Origin of the sequence: Pontibacter coccineus (assembly GCF_030546575.1) — a bacterium.
Classification (GTDB): domain Bacteria; phylum Bacteroidota; class Bacteroidia; order Cytophagales; family Hymenobacteraceae; genus Pontibacter; species Pontibacter coccineus.
This window is the reverse complement of the sequence record NZ_JAUOTN010000010.1, coordinates 148,732-165,882: the sequence shown is the minus strand read 5'-3', so window position 1 is coordinate 165,882 and position 17,151 is coordinate 148,732. Positions and strand designations below refer to the sequence as shown.

Sequence of the window (17,151 nt, the reverse complement as noted above, 5' to 3'; positions counted from 1 at the left end):
TATGGAAAATGTGATCTATCTTACGGAGCAGGACTATAAGCGCCTGATTGAACTGGTGCAGCAGCAGCGGCAGGGGCCAGGTATGCAGGCGAACATTGCCAAGCTCGGCGAGGAACTGAAGCGGGCCAAAAGAGTCGCTTCGAATGAAATTCCGGCTGAGGTTGTGACTATGAATTCCAGTGTATTGCTGCGGGACATGAAGAGCGGCAATGAAATGGAAATCACGTTGGTATACCCGAAGGACGCCGATGTGAATGCCCGAAAGATCTCGATCTTCGCTCCGGTAGGCACCGCCATTATCGGCTGCAAAGAAGGCGATGAGGTAGAGTGGCCTGTGCCCTCCGGCACCATCAACTATAAGATAGAGAAAGTAACTTTCCAACCGGAGGCATCCGGCAATTTCGCATTATAAGGCTCCTTAAAACATACAAAGCCAGTTCGCTGCCTGCCAAGGTATAGCGAACTGGCTTTTTTTATCTTTAATAAAGAAGATCTATACCTTAGCTTGATCAGGCGTAGTTGTTAACATCTTCGTCCCACAGGTCAAAATCGATGTCTTCGTCTTCAATTCTTGTGCTGAGGTATACATACGTTGCCAGGCCTAAGAAAAGGAGGGCAGAACCTACCAGCACAAAAGGGAAGTTCTCTAAGTCTTTGTTTTTTGTTTTCATAAACGCGATGCTTGTTCGTTGTTGTATAATACCTTGCTAAGCAGCAATTTGTTGTCAGGTTGCTCGCTGTCAGCAGGCCTAAAAAAGAAGGCCGGTCAATTGACCGGCCTTCTTTTTTATAAACGCCGGCTAAAGCGGGCATTGTATAATCGTGCTTACATATTTCTGCGGTACTGTCCGCCTACTTCGAACAGGGCATTCGTGATCTGGCCCAGCGAGCAGTACTTCACAGCCTCCATCATTTCTTCGAAGATGTTGCCGTTGGCGATGGCCACTTGCTGGAGACGCTTCAGCATCTCAGGCGTTTTGTCAGCGTTGCGCTGCTGCAAGGTCTGCAGCATGGCGATCTGGTACTGCTTTTCTTCTTCTGTCGCCCGGATAACTTCTTTGGGAAGTACCGTAGGAGAGCCGGTAGAAGACAGGAAGGTGTTCACGCCAATGATCGGGTATTCGCCGGTATGCTTCAGTGTCTCGTAGTATAAACTCTCTTCCTGGATCTTGCCGCGCTGGTACATGGTTTCCATGGCGCCCAGCACACCGCCACGCTCCGTGATGCGGTCAAACTCCAGCAGTACAGCTTCTTCTACCAGGTCAGTCAGTTCTTCTATGATGAACGAACCCTGCAGTGGGTTCTCGTTTTTCGCCAGACCCAACTCACGGTTGATGATGAGCTGAATGGCCATCGCACGACGAACAGAAGCTTCGGTTGGCGTAGTAATGGCTTCGTCGTAAGCGTTTGTATGCAGCGAGTTACAATTGTCGTAAATGGCATACAGTGCCTGCAGCGTGGTACGGATATCGTTGAAATCGATTTCCTGGGCGTGCAGCGAACGGCCGGACGTTTGGATGTGGTATTTCAACATCTGAGAACGGGCATCGGCGTTATACTTGTGCTTCATCGCCTTTGCCCAAATTCTACGAGCTACACGGCCGATCACCGCATACTCGGGGTCGATGCCATTGGAGAAGAAGAAGCTCAAGTTCGGCGCAAACTTGTTGATGTCCATGCCGCGGCTCACATAGTACTCCACAAACGTGAAGCCGTTAGCCAGTGTGAAAGCCAGCTGCGAGATCGGGTTGGCGCCGGCCTCCGCAATGTGGTAACCGGAGATAGACACCGAGTAGAAGTTGCGCACGTTCTTGTCGATGAAGTACGCCTGCACGTCGCCCATCAAACGAAGCGAGAATTCGGTAGAGAAGATGCAGGTGTTCTGCGCTTGGTCTTCTTTCAGGATGTCAGCCTGCACCGTGCCGCGTACGGCTGCTAAGGTGCGGGTTTTGATCGGCTCGTATACCTCGGCTGGCAGCACCTGGTCACCTGTTACGCCGAGCAGCATCAGCCCAAGGCCGTCGTTGCCCTGTGGCAGTTCGCCCTGGTACTTCGGACGCGCTATACCTTTCTCCTGGTAGATCGCTTCAATTTTCTGGTTGATATCGTCTTCCAGTCCATTTTCCTTGATGTACAGTTCGCACTGCTGGTCGATGGCGGCATTCATAAAGAAGCCGGTCAGGATTGCAGCAGGGCCGTTGATGGTCATGGAAACGGACGTCATCGGATCGGCCAAGTTGAAGCCGGAGTACAGTTTCTTGGCATCGTCCAGGCAGCAGATGCTTACGCCGGAGTTACCGATCTTGCCGTAGATATCGGGTCTGAAATCCGGGTCCTCGCCATAGAGCGTTACCGAGTCAAAAGCCGTAGACAGGCGCTTGGCCGGCATGCCCAAACTCACGTAGTGGAAGCGACGGTTCGTACGCTCCGGTCCGCCTTCGCCCGCAAACATACGCGTAGGGTCTTCGCCTTCGCGCTTGAACGGGAACACGCCCGCCGTATAAGGGAACTCACCCGGCACGTTCTCCTGCAGGTTCCACTTGAGCAAGTCACCCCAGGCCTCGTAGCGTGGCGTAGACACCTTCGGGATCTGCAGGTGCGAAAGCGACTCGGTATGTGTCTTGATCTTCAGCTCCTTATCGCGTACCTTGAAGACATAGAACTCGTTTTTGTAGGACTGTACTTTGTCTTTCCAGTTCTCGAGTATCTTCTTGTTTTGTCCATCCAGACTCAACTCCACCTCGGCATAGGCCTGCTCGAGCTGCCTGATCAGACGGTCTTTGTCTTCCACCTCAATCCCTTGCACCGCCTCAATCGACTTCTTGATGCCGAAGAGTTTCTGGGCCACCTCGGCCTGGTCCTTCGTCCACTTGTCGTAGTTGCGGATCGTTTCGGAGATTTCAGAAAGGTAGCGGGTACGAGCAGGAGGGATGATGAACACCTTCTCCGACATTTCTTTGGAGGTTTGCAGGTTAGAATCGAATGCTATCCCTGTTTTCTCCGACAGCTTGGCCATCACGGCACGGTAGAGCTGGTTCATGCCCGGGTCGTTGAACTGCGAGGCAATGGTGCCGAACACGGGAATCTCCTCGTCGCTCACGTCCCATAGCTGGTGGTTGCGCTTGTATTGTTTCTTCACGTCACGCAGGGCGTCTAGGGCACCGCGCTTGTCGAATTTGTTCAGCGCGATCACGTCGGCGAAGTCGAGCATGTCGATTTTCTCGAGCTGCGTGGCGGCACCGTACTCCGGCGTCATCACATAAAGGCTCATGTCTGAGTGCTCGATAATCTCCGTGTCAGACTGGCCGATTCCGGAGGTCTCGAGGATAATCATGTCAAAATCAGCCGCCTTCACGATGTCCACCGCGTCCTGCACATACTTGCTCAGGGCGAGGTTACTTTGGCGAGTAGCCAATGATCGCATGTATACCCGCTCGTTCGAGATCGAGTTCATGCGGATACGGTCTCCCAGTAGGGCACCACCCGTTTTGCGCTTCGATGGGTCTACGGAGATAATGGCGATCTTCTTTTCCGGGAAATCAATTAAAAAGCGGCGTACCAGTTCGTCAACAAGCGACGACTTACCGGCACCACCTGTACCGGTTATACCCAGCACCGGTGTTTTTACTTCTTTGGCCTGCTCTCTTACTTCATTCAGGATGCTGCGGGCTTCTTCCGGGAAGTTCTCAGCCGCAGAGATCAGGCGAGCAATGGCTTTCGGATCTTTGTCACGTAGGTGCTTGGCCTCACCATTCAGGTCTTTGCCTGTCGGGAAGTCGCATTTCTCCAGCATGTCGTTGATCATACCTTGCAGGCCCATGGCGCGGCCATCGTCAGGGGAGTAGATGCGGGCAATGCCGTACTCGTGCAGTTCCTCGATCTCAGTTGGGAGAATAACCCCGCCACCGCCGCCAAAAATGCGGATATGGCCGCAGCCGCGCTCGTTGAGCAGATCGTACATGTATTTAAAATACTCTATATGGCCGCCCTGGTAAGAGGTGATGGCGATGGCCTGTGCATCTTCCTGCACGGCGCAGTCCACAATTTCCTGCACGGAGCGGTTATGGCCCAGGTGAATGACCTCGGCGCCGGAGGCCTGGATGATGCGGCGCATGATGTTGATCGAAGCATCGTGCCCGTCGAACAGCGAAGCTGCCGTCACGATACGAATATGGTTAACGGGCTTATATGGCTCTATTTTAGTAACTTGCATAATTTACTAACAAGGGTTTTTCAAATTTGATGCGAATATAGTCATTTTCGCGCAGGATTGACAGCGCAGGCTATACCTTGCTCTACGTGACAAGCCCTCAAAAAAATATAGCCTGATGCAGCGAAGCACCAGGCTATACCTGTCACACTAAAATGTGCCTTAGCCTATACCTGCTTCCTTGCCCAGCGATACCAGGTCAGCCACATTGCTAGTGCCCAGCTTTTTCTGGATGCTCTTGCGGTGGGTGCTCACGGTATTCGGACTGATAAAGAGCCGATCGGCAATTTCTTTTGTGCTGCAGCCTTTGCAGACTAATTCCAGTATCTCGATTTCGCGCTTGCGCAGACTTTTCAACAGGAGTTTGTTCTTTTGCTTCAGGTTTTCCTTGAGCGCCTGCGTCAGCTGTTCTTCGGTATTCATGTGGGGACTCATGTCCACATCCACGCAAATGACCTCTTTCACCTCGCCCTGCTGGTTTTTGCTGAAGGCTTTAGCCCAGCCCAGAAACCACTTGTACTCGCTTTCCTGCCTGTGCTTCGCCCGGAACAAACCACCGAACTCAGCCCCGTCAAAATGCTGGTAATGGGTGATGCTGTCCTCAGGTATATTCTGGTCGTCTGGATGCACAATGGCCTCCAGATAAGCCATGCCGCCCATTTCCAGGATCTCTTCCAGGGTATAGCCCAGGGCCTCTTCGTTGGTGCGGTTGCACCAGACTACGCCCGAATTGAGGTTGGAGATGTAGATGTTGGCCGGCACCTCATGGATGACTTTTTCCAGGAACGCACATTTCTCGCGCAGATTTCGGATCTCGCGCTCCATGGCAGCCATCTTAATCGCATCGGAAGACTGTTCGGGCATAAGGTATAGGAAGAGCGGGTTTATACAAGAAACTAAAGTTATAAGGAATATGCGGAAAATGAAATAGTTAGCATACCTAATTCATAAGTGCAGCCCGACGATTGCGGCAAACAAAAAATCATTTTAGGCGGAATACAGCAACAAACCTACATTCTTCTTAACTTTGTTTTTCGTAATTACTATTTATGAAGAACATTCGCAATTTCTGCATCATCGCCCACATCGACCATGGTAAAAGTACCCTGGCTGACCGCCTGTTAGAGTTTACTTCTACGGTGGCAGAGCGTGAAATGCAAAACCAGCTGCTCGACAACATGGATCTGGAGCGTGAGCGCGGCATTACCATCAAGAGCCACGCCATCCAGATGAACTACCGATACAAAGGAGAGGAATATGTGTTGAACCTGATCGATACGCCAGGCCACGTTGACTTCTCTTATGAAGTATCCCGTTCCATTGCCGCCTGCGAGGGTGCACTGTTGATCGTGGACTCTTCACAAGGAATAGAGGCGCAGACGATCTCCAACCTATACCTGGCCATCGGTTCTGACCTGGAAATCATACCGGTGCTGAACAAGATTGACCTGCCGCACGCTATGCCCGAGGAGGTTAGCGACCAGATCATCGACCTGATTGGGTGTGACAAAGAAGACATTATCCTGGCTTCCGGCAAATCTGGTATCGGTATCGAAAATATCCTGAATGCCATCTGTGATCGTATTCCGGCTCCGAAGGGTGATCCGGCCGCTCCACTGCAGGCACTTATCTTTGACTCGGTTTTCAACTCCTACAGAGGCATTGAGGTATACTTCAGAATTTACAACGGAACCCTTAAAAAAGGGGAGAAGGTAAAGTTCATCAACACCGGCAAAACCTATGAAGCCGACGAGATTGGTGTGCTGAGACTGAACCAGGAGCCGCGCCAGGAGATGGCTGCCGGTAACGTGGGCTACCTGATCTCCGGTATAAAGAACGCGAAAGAGGTAAAAGTAGGCGATACCATCACGCACGTCGATCGTCCCGCTGTAGGTATACAGGGCTTCGAAGATGTGAAACCGATGGTATTTGCCGGTATCTACCCGGTAGAGACGAGCGAGTACGAAGAGCTGCGCAACTCCATGGAGAAGCTGCAGCTGAACGATGCTTCGCTGGTATGGGAGCCGGAGACATCCGCCGCCCTTGGCTTTGGTTTCCGTTGCGGCTTCCTGGGTATGCTGCACATGGAAATCGTGCAGGAGCGTCTGGAGCGCGAGTTCGATATGACGGTGATCACGACCGTTCCGTCGGTGCAGTTCCATGCCTATTCTACCAAAGGTGAGCTGCTGAAGGTAAACGCACCTTCCGAAATGCCGGAGCCCAACTATATCGACCGCATCGAGGAGCCGTTTATCAAAGCGCAGATCATCTCAAAGGCGGAGTATGTAGGCCCGATCATTACGCTGTGTATGGACAAGCGCGGTGTTCTGAAAAACCAGACATACCTGACTAGCGACCGTGTGGAGCTTTCGTTTGAAATGCCGCTTGCTGAGATCGTATTCGACTTTTTTGATAAACTGAAGACCATTTCCAGGGGCTACGCCTCGCTTGACTACGAGCTGATTGGTTTCCGTCAGTCGAACATGGTGAAGCTGGACGTGATGCTGAACGGTGAGAAGGTGGATGCCCTGAGTGCCATCGTGCACCGCGACAAAGCCTACGATTGGGGCAAGCGCCTGTGCGAGAAGCTCCGTGAGCTGCTGCCGCGCCAGATGTTCGAGATCGCCATACAGGCGGCAATCGGGCAGAAGATCATCGCCCGTGAAACGGTGAAGGCCCTGCGCAAAAACGTACTGGCCAAATGCTACGGCGGTGACATTTCGCGTAAACGCAAGCTCCTCGAGAAACAGAAGAAAGGAAAGAAACGCATGCGCCAGGTAGGCAACGTGGAGATCCCGCAAGAAGCCTTCTTAGCTGTGCTCAAGCTCGACTAACAAAGACAAGCCCCGACGTGCCCCTGCACGCCGGGGCTTGTCGCTTATATTTCCCTGGCAAAGGAAGTTTTTGACGAAGGATAAAGGACACATATTTGAACTAGTCCTTTTCGTGCTCCGCCACATAGTCCTTGTTCGACTAAAATTTACGGACGAATTGTACACTGACATCACGATAAAAGCCCACTGTACCGATCCCTCTGTTGCAGCCAATATATTGCTGCAACACAAGGCTGAATATGTAGGCCTCGACGTGCAGACAGACACTTTTTATGAAACCGAGACAGGCAAGCTCAAGCATCGGCAAGGCAATATTGAAAATGTGCTGATGCACTACAGGCGGGAAATCAGTGGAGGCGTGCAAAAGACTGAAGTGTTGCTATACCTGAAGAATCCCAGCCCGACCACTGTTGCGCAGATTTGCGATGGCAAACAGACCCTGGCACAGGTAAAGAAATTTCGCAAGATCTTCTTTATTGACAATGTGAAATTTCACATCGATCACCTGGAAGGGGCGGGGCACTTTATAGAGATCGAAGCCATAGACCTGGAGGGTTCGTTAGGTATGGATGTGCTGCGACAGCAATGCGGCTACTATAAAGAGCTGCTGCAGATCGCCGATGAAGACCTGATAAACGACTCTTATGTCGACTTATAATTCAGAACAATCAACTTATAATTTTTAACAAAAAACATGATTCTCCTCGACGGTAAAAAAACATCTGAAACCATTCAGCAAGAGATTGCTGCTGAAGTTGCCGAAATTAAAGCCAATGGAGGCAAGGTGCCGCACCTGGCGGCGATACTGGTAGGCAATGACGGTGGGTCTGTTACGTACGTGAACAATAAGGTGCTGGCCTGTGAACGCGTAGGCTTCGGCTCTACACTGGTGCGTTATGAAGACGATGTAACCGAGGAAGAACTGCTTAGCAAAATAAAGGAGCTGAACGAGAGCGAAGAGGTGGACGGTTTTATTGTGCAGTTACCGCTGCCAAAGCACATCAACACGCAGAAAGTACTGGAAGCGGTAGACCCGAAAAAAGACGTGGATGGTTTCCATCCGGCAAACGTGGGCCGTATGGTAGCCGGTCTGACTTCTTTCCTGCCTGCCACTCCTTATGGCATCCTGCAATTGATCGAGCGCTACGGCATCGAAACAAACGGCAGACACTGCGTGGTGATCGGCCGCAGCAACATCGTGGGCTCTCCGATGAGCATCCTGATGGCCAAGGCCGCTTATCCGGGAAATGCTACTGTTACGCTCTGCCACCGCAACACCTACGACCTGGCCTACCACACCCGTCAGGCTGATATCATTATTGCCGCTGTTGGCCTGCCAGGATTAATAACTGCCGATATGGTAAAAGAAGGCGCTGTGGTGATCGACGTGGGCACAACCCGTGTACCGGACCCTACCCGCAAGTCCGGCTACAGGCTGCGTGGCGACGTAGATTTTGACAACGTGGCACCAAAATGCAGCTACATTACGCCGGTTCCAGGTGGGGTTGGTCCGCTGACCATTGCCATGCTGCTAAAGAACACATTGCGAGCGGCGAGAAAAGAGGTATACGCGTAACCTGTCTCTTGCCCCTATTATTCTAAAAGGCTCCTACCTCTCTAAAACAGGTAGGAGCCTTTTTAAATTTGATTCAGTTGTTCGCTGCCTATGAACATATTGTGAACTGCCCCATGGAAGCTTTCAAATGGTCGTAAAGCTGGCTCAGATAGATCTGTATCTGAATCAAAAGGAGGTTGACAGTTCTCAACTGTGAAGGGTCTCCCGGCTGGCATAAGCACATTAGGAGGTAGCCAACCGGCGCGCTCCTGAGCGCTCTTTAGGACATCCATGTCCCCTATACCTGAAGGCGAACCCAAACATGGGAATTAGGAAATCCCCGAAAGTGGGGGGGAGGCCCTCTTTGGTTCGGGATTGATAAATCCCGAAGAGCTGGCAAGATCGGCTTGCGGGGATGTGGACATCCCCAACAGATAGCTTTCGGACACGGATGTCCGAAAGAGCGTTTAGTATACCTGCTCGCGCCGATGTCGAAATCATCAGCAGGTAGCTTTGGGACATTTATGCACGAAAGAGCTTTTTCATATATTCCCTGAATTAGTCTGCACTACCTCTGCATCCACTCCGCTAATGCTTGTGCACGATTCGGACAGGTCGCGACCTGTCCCTACAACAGCCAGATGACAGAAATTTATGTTCCGCTCAGGTATAGCGGAACATAAGTTGATCTCTACCTTGTTGCTTTTTTAACTAACTTTGCAAGTTCGGATAGGTTATAGAATGGACAGGCTTAGCCGAAATTTAATTTAATGAAGGTCTATACCTGAATGTTCAGGTATAGCCGATGGAATACAGAATTGGAAAATACAAAAGCATACAAGACCGCCTCGATACATACGGTGCCCAAAGATGGCAGTGAACTTCCGTTGATGGAGGCTTTTTATACCATTCAGGGAGAGGGTGGCAATACCGGCACGGCAGCTTACTTTATCAGGCTGGGAGGCTGCGATGTGGGCTGCCACTGGTGCGATGTAAAGGAGAGCTGGGATGCTGAACTGCATCCGCTCACGCCTGTGCCTGAGATCGTGGATACCGCCAAAACCTTTCCGGGCAAAACCGTCGTAGTAACAGGAGGCGAACCTTTGCTGTACAATCTCCACCCGCTAACAGCCGGATTGCAGGAGGCAGGTATACGCACCATGATCGAAACTTCCGGGGCTTACCCTCTGAGCGGCCACTGGGATTGGGTGTGTTTGTCTCCTAAAAAATTCAAGGCGCCCGATGCTTCTGTCTATCCTTTTGCAGATGAGCTAAAAGTCATTATATTTAACAAATCGGATTTTGCCTGGGCAGAAGAGCATGCGGCAAGGGTAGGAGCTGGCTGTAAGTTATTCCTGCAACCAGAGTGGAGCAAGGCCGGGCAACTTATGCCGCTGATTGTTGAATACGTTAAAAACAACCCCCAATGGCGTGTGTCCTTGCAGACACACAAGTACATGGATATCCCGTAACAAGCTATGCTTAAGCCACTGCTTCTTCTGACTCTGATTACCTTAAGTATAGCGACCGCTTGCCTGGCGCAGGGCAGACCCGCCTCCAATTCCAGAAAAGCAGTAACACTTTACTACAAAGCGGAAGAAGCAGCCCAGGCACGAGACTTCGACAAAGCGCTCGCATACCTGGACGAGGCCATTGAACGTGACCCCAAGTATGCGGATGCCTACCTGAAAATCGCGAGCCTGCACCGGGCCATGGGCAATAAGCCGGAAGTGTTTGAAAACCTGCAGAAAGGCTTGACTCTGAAGCCTTTTAACGCTGGTCTGATGAACAGCTACTTCGACCTGGCAGACCTGTACTTTGAACGGGGCGACTACGAAAACGCCCGCAAAAACTTCGAGCTTTTCCTGCGCGGCAAACCCCGTAATGGCCGCATGACAGACTTTGCCCGTCAGCAGATCCAGTCCGCTGAGTTTGCTGCCGAGGCGATGACAAAGCCTGTGAGCTTTAACCCGGTCAGACTACCCAACAACGTCAACCGCTTTGAGCTGCAATACTTTCCATCCACTACTGCTGACCAGCGTCACCTGATCTTTACAGCGCGTGCGGGCCACCGTCCCGACCAGGACGAAAACATCTTCGTCAGCCAGTACCGCGACAACCAATGGAGCCCGCCGAGCTCTATTTCGCCTTCCATCAACACCACTGCCAACGAAGGAGCCGCCACCATCTCCGGAGACGGCAAAACAATCGTGTTCACTTCCTGCAACCGCTCCGACAGCCAGGGCGATTGCGATCTGTACATTTCTTTCAGAAGCGGCGATGAGTGGAGTAAACCCAAGAACATGGGCACAGTCGTGAACTCCAAAGCATGGGACTCACAGCCCAGCCTTTCTGCAGATGGGCGCACCTTATACTTCACTTCCACCCGGCCGGGAGGTATAGGCAAAGAAGACATTTGGATGACCAGGCTGAATGAAGACGGCTCGTGGCAGAAGCCTGAGAACATGGGCGAAACCGTGAACTCCAAAGGCCGCGACATGGCACCCTTTATCCACGTGAGTGGGAGCACACTCTATTTTGTGAGCGACGGACACTTGGGTATGGGTGGCCTCGATGTGTTTATGACAACACAGGACAACAAAAGTAAATGGAGCGTACCCGAAAACATGGGTTATCCGCTTAACACACACGCCGATGAAGGCTCGCTCTTCATCACCGCCGACAATAAAAAAGGCTACTACTCCCGCCAGGAAATGACGGAAGCCGGCGCTGCTACTATACAGCTCTACGAATTGGATGTGCCGGAAAATTGGCGCAGCAAAGTAACCAGTACCTATGCCCAGGGCCGCGTATTCCACGCTGATACCAAAAAGCCGCTCGCTGCGGTGGTGCAACTCTACGACGTAAGCGCTGACTCTTTGGTGCAGCAGGTAAACTCTGATAAGGTGTCAGGGGAGTATACGATTGTGCTTTCCGAGGGACAACAGTACGCACTTTATGTGTCAGCGCCTGGTTTCCTGATGAACAGCCTGAGCTTTGACTACACCTCCCGCAAGTCACTAGACCCAGTGGCGCTCGACGTATACCTGAAACCGGTCAAATCCGGGGCTGCCATCGTGCTCAACAACCTCTTCTTTGACACAGGGCAGTATAAGCTGGAACGCAAGTCAAAGACAGAGTTAGACAAGCTCATCACTTTCATGCAGCAGAATCCTGCTATTAGGATCGAGATATCAGGCCACACAGATGATGTAGGTTCTGATGCTGATAACAAGGTGCTCTCCGAGCGCCGCGCCCGCTCCGTAGCTGATTACCTGCGCAGCAACAAAGTGCCCAAAGATCGCATCACCTCAGTCGGACACGGCGAGAATCGCCCGGTCAAGCCAAACACCTCAGACGAAAACCGCAGCCAGAACCGACGCATTGAAATGCGGGTGCTGTAGGAGGGAAGAGGTGAGCAATTGCGTTGCAGATGAAGACCTCGCAACGTCTCCCCGAGAACGATCAGGGCAGGCATCCAGACCTGTATGTCTACATTCGACCTTTGCCAGACAGGTATAGCCACGGATGTAACGCCAGAAACTCGCGTGAGCTGTGCACACCGCGTAGTCTGCGGGTATAGCTTGTCTGAATCAGGGTTTTCAGGATTTGTGAATTTTCAGGATGCACGTGTACGATTGACCCAAGCCTGTCCCTCTCAAGATGGGAATTTGCCGTTGCCAACTTGCAGATATAAGCTTCATTGCAACTTTCTATACCATACCGGTCTCAACCACCATAACTCCCAATGCCGTCAGCTTAAGTAATTTTATGTCGTTTCGACCGGGGGTAGGGCCCCTCGTTTTGGGATAAATCTGAATGAGTGCGCAAATTTTAAAAGGATCCAGATCTCTCCTATCGTCGAGATGACAGCTTGAGTTTTTCATCGTTTAAGTTGACGGCATTGCCCCTAATCCCTCCCTAGCTATGCGGGGAATCTGTAACTGCCAATCCAGAGGTATAAGTCTTGTAAAAGAACCACACAGACCACTGGCAGTTATAGCGAGGCTAACTTGCCCCGGATGCTATGAAACAGATCACCTAAGCTAGGTGCACCTTTGACGATTTTGTGTTTGAGCGGTCAGCGAGTTTAAAAGCGTCTTGACTTTTTTGCTTACTTTTTTCATCAAGGAAAAAAGTGAGTGCCCGCCGCACAGGCGAAGCAATGAAACAGATTCGCTTACGGTAAGTCAGGCTGAAGCTATACCTATACCTACACCTACACTTGGACCTGGACCAGAGGCCTCACTATAGCAGACACGAGCGAGAACGTTCGCGCCATGAGTGTCATACTTTCCAGCAGCGCCTCTACACAAAACAAAACGGCCCGCTGCAGTGTAGCAACGGGCCGTTTTTTATCAGTTATTCTCAGATTATCGCTTCTCGATATCCACGTAATTACGCTCTGTTTCGCCGGTGTAGATCTGACGCGGACGGCCGATTGGCTCTTTCTGCTCGCGCATTTCTTTCCATTGTGCGATCCAGCCTGGCAGACGACCGAGGGCGAACATTACCGTAAACATATCGGTTGGGATGCCGAGCGCACGGTAGATGATGCCTGAGTAGAAGTCTACGTTCGGGTATAGCTTACGCTCCACGAAATACGGATCGTTCAGCGCCGCTTCTTCCAGTTCCATCGCGATGGTCAGGATTGGGTCGTTGATGCCCAGGGCAGTTAATACCTCGTCAGCAGCCTTCTTGATGATGCGGGCGCGTGGGTCGAAGTTTTTGTAAACACGGTGACCGAAGCCCATCAGGCGGAACGGATCGTCTTTGTCTTTTGCTTTCGCGATGAATTTCTTCGAGTCACCACCATCCGCTTTGATCTGCTCCAGCATTTCAATCACAGCCTGGTTAGCACCACCATGCAGCGGGCCCCAAAGAGCGCTAATGCCGGCAGACACAGAAGAGTAGAGGCTGGCATTGGCAGAACCTACCAGACGCACGGTAGACGTAGAGCAGTTTTGCTCGTGGTCAGCGTGCAGGATAAGCAGCTTGTTGATCGCATCCACAACCACCGGGTTGATCTCGTAGTCTTCCGTTGGGAAGGCGAACATCATGTGGAGGAAGTTAGAGCAATAGTCCAGCTTGTTTTTTGGGTAGTTAACCGGATGCCCTACAGAGTTTTTATAAGACCAGGCAGCTATGGTAGAGATCTTGGCCATCAAACGAATGATAGACAGGTCCACCTCTTCTTTTGACTGGTTTGGATTAAGCGACTCCGGATAAAAAGCAGTCAGGGAGCTGATCATGGCAGAAAGGATACCCATTGGGTGTGCCGTAGACGGGAAGCCATCCAGAATCTTGCGCATGTCCTCGTTCACGAGGGTGTGCATTTTGATCTTGCCACTGAAGTCCTCCAGTTCCTGAGCGGTTGGCAGTGCACCGTAGATCAGCAGGTAAGCCACTTCAACAAAGTTTGACTTCTCAGCCAGTTGCTCGATCGGGTAGCCTCTGTAATGCAGAATGCCCTGCTCTCCGTCCAGGAAAGTGATGGCACTTTTGGTGGCACCCGTATTTTTATAACCTGAGTCCAGGGTGATGTAACCTGACTCTGAACGCAAAGCAGCTATATCGATTGCTTTCTCATTCTCAGTACCCGTTACAACCGGGAACTTGTAGGACTTCCCTTCTAAAATTATTTCAGCGTGTTCTGACATGCCTGTATTTTTTTATGTCCGTGATAGTGTCTCTTATACGAGCGAAATTATGCAAATAATGTAATAAAATGAAATTAGGAGCGCATGAATATCTTAAGTTAATAATATTTTAACCTGCACATCCTGTCCCGCCTTTTGTATAAACGTCAGCCCGCTAAAAAGTTTCTAAAATCCATCTTGTTAAGTATAGCGGACTCATCAAGTTTGTAGTAGGGTAATAGGTGCTGATAAAATTTCTGAAATCAGTACAACATTTTTATAACAATTCAGTACAATTTCAAAAAGCAATATATAAATATTAGTAGTCCACCCGAAATGTAAAATCTATTCCATGAGATTGCCTTTCAGCTCTTTGAGCAAAGCTCCATTACCTTTATATCTGCTTTTATTAATAGCATTTTTCCTTCTTTTAATTATTAATTACACCTGTAACCCTAACACTATGAAACAAAAATTACGCTTTGATTTTGTGATATTAAAAGGATGTGTTGTCAGATTTAGCTCCTGTTTGTACAAATTCTCCGTTCTTACAGTCACCTTTTTAGTACTTTTTATAAGTAGTGCCTCCGCCCAGATGGTGCAGCAGTGGGAGGTGTTGGCCACTACAGAGGGCAGCACAGAACAACGTTTTTCGGACAGCGCACTGGATTCTGATGGTAATGTATATATGCTCGGCTCACAGGACTCGCCATCGGTTGAGCGTACCATGACGCTTATGAAATATGATACGAATGGTAACAAACTGTGGCACAAAAAGCTGGAGAACTTTGAGTTTAGTCACAGCGAATTCCCCACTACATTAAAAGTAGGTAAAGACGGTGATGTGTACGTGCTGGCTGTATTTTCACGCACTACCGGTGGCCAGGGCATACTCTTTTATAAAGTCTCTCCGGAAGGCTCTACCCAATGGATAAGGCCTTACGGTTACCAGTCTGGGAGTATAGACCGGGCCTATGACTTTGAGCTCTCCAGTAATGATGATTTGTATGTGGCGGGCTTTCACTCTTCCACACAGGGTCATGACATGTTTGCGTTAAAATTTGACAAGGCCGGTAATATGCTTTGGGAAAAGAGGCTGGACAACATGAAAGGCCATTCTACCTACGGACCTACGCTTGCGCTCGATCCCGCCGGTGATCCCTACATAGCGGTCAGAGGCAGAATATTTTCACAGGACAATGAACCGAATCCGCTGCTCATCAAGCTTGACCGGACAAGTGGACAGGTGCTTTTTACGAAGAAATATACTGAAGCGGGTATAGCAGGTAATGATATTGATCCGAGACGCATACACATTAACCCCGATGGTACGGTTTACATGGTGTCTCAGCGCGGGGGCATGGCCGTCATTGTTTCTAAATCAAAAGCGGCTGGAGATCTGATCTGGGCGCGAAGCGAAGACGCCGGCAATGTTTGGGACATGGCTGTGGATGCGGAAGAGAATCTGATTTTTTCTACCTGGTCTTCTGGCACCCAACTTACTAAATACTCGAAAGAAGGCGAAAAGGTATGGGCTAAGCAGTATCAGCAAGGATCGGGAAGAGCAGTGGCGGTGGACGCTGAAGGAAACATAGCCGTAACCGGAGGTATTTTCTCCATGGAAGCCATGAGAAACACCATGGTGCTGACAAAGTACGACAAGCACGGCGAAACCCTATTCGAAAAGCTTTTCGAATCGGCTGAGCCACTTTATAGTGAAGGGTATAATGTTCATTTTGACAGGCAAAACAACCTGTACCTGAGCGGTGCAGGAAGGGCCGAAGGGAAGGGCGTGGTCATTGCCATGAAGTATGGTGCCGCCACCAATGCCTGCGACACCCCGGTGGCGGTGAAGCTGGTACTGCCGCCGGGTGGACAGCAGGTGGGCAAAGCGGTTAGTACCACCGCCATGCTGGAGGCCGAAAAGTTGCCGGCAAACGTTGTAGCCCAATGGGTATGGGGAGATGGCGCAACTTCTGCCGCTTACCATACACCCGGCGCCAATCAAGTGACGGGCCAGCATACCTATACCAGCACCGGTGTCTATTTGCCTCAGCTGAAATTTACTGATGCCTGCCTGGAGTCAACCGGGCCGGAGAACATGCAGCCGCTCGCTATCTATGATCCCAATGCCGGTTTTGTGACAGGCGGCGGCTGGTTCACGCCATCCGGTATACCCGAACAAGTTAAGGTGCAGTTCGACTTCAACATCAGGTATAAGGAGCAGGGCAAGGAGAATCTGCAACTGACTGGCGCGACCAGTTTTAAACTTAGCAATGCACTTCGGTTCGAGAGCACCAACTACGACTGGTTGGTCGTGCAGGAAGACAAGGCGGTGTGGCAAGGTTCAGGCCAGATAAACGGACGCGGCAACTTTGGTTTCACTATTTCTGTGGTGGATGCTGGAGAGGGTAAACAGCAGGAGGGAGATATGCTGCGGCTGCGCATCTGGGATAAGCATGAGGGCAACAAGCTTTACTATGACAGCCATGCAGCAGATAATTTTGCCTATTTCCTCTCAGACCAGGGGCCCGCAATTGGTGGGGGCAATATTGTGATTCACCGCAAAGGCAACCTGTATGCAGAGAACAAGGACGGTGTGGATGCGCAGGAGTTGGTGGCCGGCGAGCTTACCGCTTACCCAAACCCATTTGCAGGCACATCTACGCTGCGTTTCGAGCTGAAAGAGCAGAGCAACTATACCGTGGCCTTGTATGATATGAAAGGCGTACTGGTGCAGGAACTTCGGCCTGGCAGTGCGCAGGCGAACGAGGTGGTGGAAGTACAGGTAGATGCCAGCGCCCTGCCCAAAGGGATGTACCTGGCCCGCCTGGTAACGGACCATGAGACGAGGTCCGTGAAATTGGTTGTGCAGAAATAATCTTAAAGAAATTCGCAAAGGAAAAGGGAAGC

General features: G+C 50.9%; 11 protein-coding genes. 7 read left to right on the top strand and 4 right to left on the bottom strand.

What is annotated here, in order from left to right; translation table 11 throughout:
• Nucleotide 1: 1 nt before the first annotated feature.
• Nucleotides 2–412, top strand: a complete 411-nt coding sequence (gene rnk / locus Q4E40_RS19325) for a nucleoside diphosphate kinase regulator (RefSeq protein ID WP_303414624.1) — start codon at nt 2–4, stop codon at nt 410–412.
• A 97-nt stretch (nt 413–509) separates the two neighbouring features.
• Here the strand turns inward: rnk and Q4E40_RS19320 are convergent, their stop codons facing one another.
• From Q4E40_RS19320 to Q4E40_RS19310, 3 genes are all read right to left on the bottom strand, one after another.
• Nucleotides 510–671: a hypothetical protein gene (locus Q4E40_RS19320; protein WP_303414622.1), complete on the bottom strand. Its 162-nt coding sequence runs from the start codon at nt 669–671 to the stop codon at nt 510–512.
• A gap of 155 nt (nt 672–826) precedes the next feature.
• Complete coding sequence (locus Q4E40_RS19315; RefSeq protein ID WP_303414619.1) at nt 827–4,213, bottom strand: methylmalonyl-CoA mutase family protein; 3,387 nt, start codon at nt 4,211–4,213, stop codon at nt 827–829.
• A gap of 159 nt (nt 4,214–4,372) precedes the next feature.
• Nucleotides 4,373–5,074, bottom strand: a complete 702-nt coding sequence (locus tag Q4E40_RS19310; protein ID WP_303414617.1) for a LuxR C-terminal-related transcriptional regulator — start codon at nt 5,072–5,074, stop codon at nt 4,373–4,375.
• A 185-nt stretch (nt 5,075–5,259) separates the two neighbouring features.
• On the opposite strand from Q4E40_RS19310, the gene lepA reads away from it, so the two are divergent.
• From lepA to Q4E40_RS19285, 5 genes are all read left to right on the top strand, one after another.
• Nucleotides 5,260–7,044, top strand: a complete 1,785-nt coding sequence (gene lepA / locus Q4E40_RS19305; protein WP_303414614.1) for a translation elongation factor 4 — start codon at nt 5,260–5,262, stop codon at nt 7,042–7,044.
• A 157-nt stretch (nt 7,045–7,201) separates the two neighbouring features.
• Entirely contained in the window at nt 7,202–7,702 is a 501-nt protein-coding gene (locus tag Q4E40_RS19300) for a class IV adenylate cyclase (RefSeq protein ID WP_303414613.1), read from the top strand.
• A 36-nt stretch (nt 7,703–7,738) separates the two neighbouring features.
• On the top strand, nt 7,739–8,620 hold the full coding sequence (locus Q4E40_RS19295; RefSeq protein WP_303414610.1) for a bifunctional 5,10-methylenetetrahydrofolate dehydrogenase/5,10-methenyltetrahydrofolate cyclohydrolase: 882 nt from the start codon (nt 7,739–7,741) through the stop codon (nt 8,618–8,620).
• A 797-nt stretch (nt 8,621–9,417) separates the two neighbouring features.
• A complete protein-coding gene (locus Q4E40_RS19290) occupies nt 9,418–10,071 on the top strand; it encodes a 7-carboxy-7-deazaguanine synthase QueE (RefSeq protein WP_303414608.1) in 654 nt (217 codons plus the stop codon).
• 6 nt (nt 10,072–10,077) lie between these two features.
• Nucleotides 10,078–12,003 (top strand): OmpA family protein, encoded by a 1,926-nt coding sequence (locus Q4E40_RS19285; protein WP_303414606.1) that lies wholly within the window; start codon nt 10,078–10,080, stop codon nt 12,001–12,003.
• Nucleotides 12,004–12,972: 969 nt separating this feature from the next.
• Here the strand turns inward: Q4E40_RS19285 and Q4E40_RS19280 are convergent.
• Nucleotides 12,973–14,259: a citrate synthase gene (locus tag Q4E40_RS19280; RefSeq protein ID WP_303414605.1), complete on the bottom strand. Its 1,287-nt coding sequence runs from the start codon at nt 14,257–14,259 to the stop codon at nt 12,973–12,975.
• A 442-nt stretch (nt 14,260–14,701) separates the two neighbouring features.
• On the opposite strand from Q4E40_RS19280, the gene Q4E40_RS19275 reads away from it, so the two are divergent.
• Nucleotides 14,702–17,119 carry a T9SS type A sorting domain-containing protein gene (locus Q4E40_RS19275; protein WP_303414604.1) on the top strand — a complete coding sequence of 806 codons (2,418 nt, stop codon included), beginning with the start codon at nt 14,702–14,704 and terminating at the stop codon, nt 17,117–17,119.
• Nucleotides 17,120–17,151 lie beyond the last annotated feature (32 nt).

What these genes read in the sequence shown, in the direction of transcription:
- rnk (WP_303414624.1), top strand. Translation starts at nt 2, where the DNA reads ATGGAAAATGTGATCTATCTTACGGAGCAGGACTATAAGCGCCTGATT.
- Q4E40_RS19320 (WP_303414622.1), bottom strand. Translation starts at nt 671, where the DNA reads ATGAAAACAAAAAACAAAGACTTAGAGAACTTCCCTTTTGTGCTGGTA.
- Q4E40_RS19315 (WP_303414619.1), bottom strand. Translation starts at nt 4,213, where the DNA reads ATGCAAGTTACTAAAATAGAGCCATATAAGCCCGTTAACCATATTCGT.
- Q4E40_RS19310 (WP_303414617.1), bottom strand. Translation starts at nt 5,074, where the DNA reads ATGCCCGAACAGTCTTCCGATGCGATTAAGATGGCTGCCATGGAGCGC.
- lepA (WP_303414614.1), top strand. Translation starts at nt 5,260, where the DNA reads ATGAAGAACATTCGCAATTTCTGCATCATCGCCCACATCGACCATGGT.
- Q4E40_RS19295 (WP_303414610.1), top strand. Translation starts at nt 7,739, where the DNA reads ATGATTCTCCTCGACGGTAAAAAAACATCTGAAACCATTCAGCAAGAG.
- Q4E40_RS19285 (WP_303414606.1), top strand. Translation starts at nt 10,078, where the DNA reads ATGCTTAAGCCACTGCTTCTTCTGACTCTGATTACCTTAAGTATAGCG.
- Q4E40_RS19280 (WP_303414605.1), bottom strand. Translation starts at nt 14,259, where the DNA reads ATGTCAGAACACGCTGAAATAATTTTAGAAGGGAAGTCCTACAAGTTC.
- Q4E40_RS19275 (WP_303414604.1), top strand. Translation starts at nt 14,702, where the DNA reads ATGAAACAAAAATTACGCTTTGATTTTGTGATATTAAAAGGATGTGTT.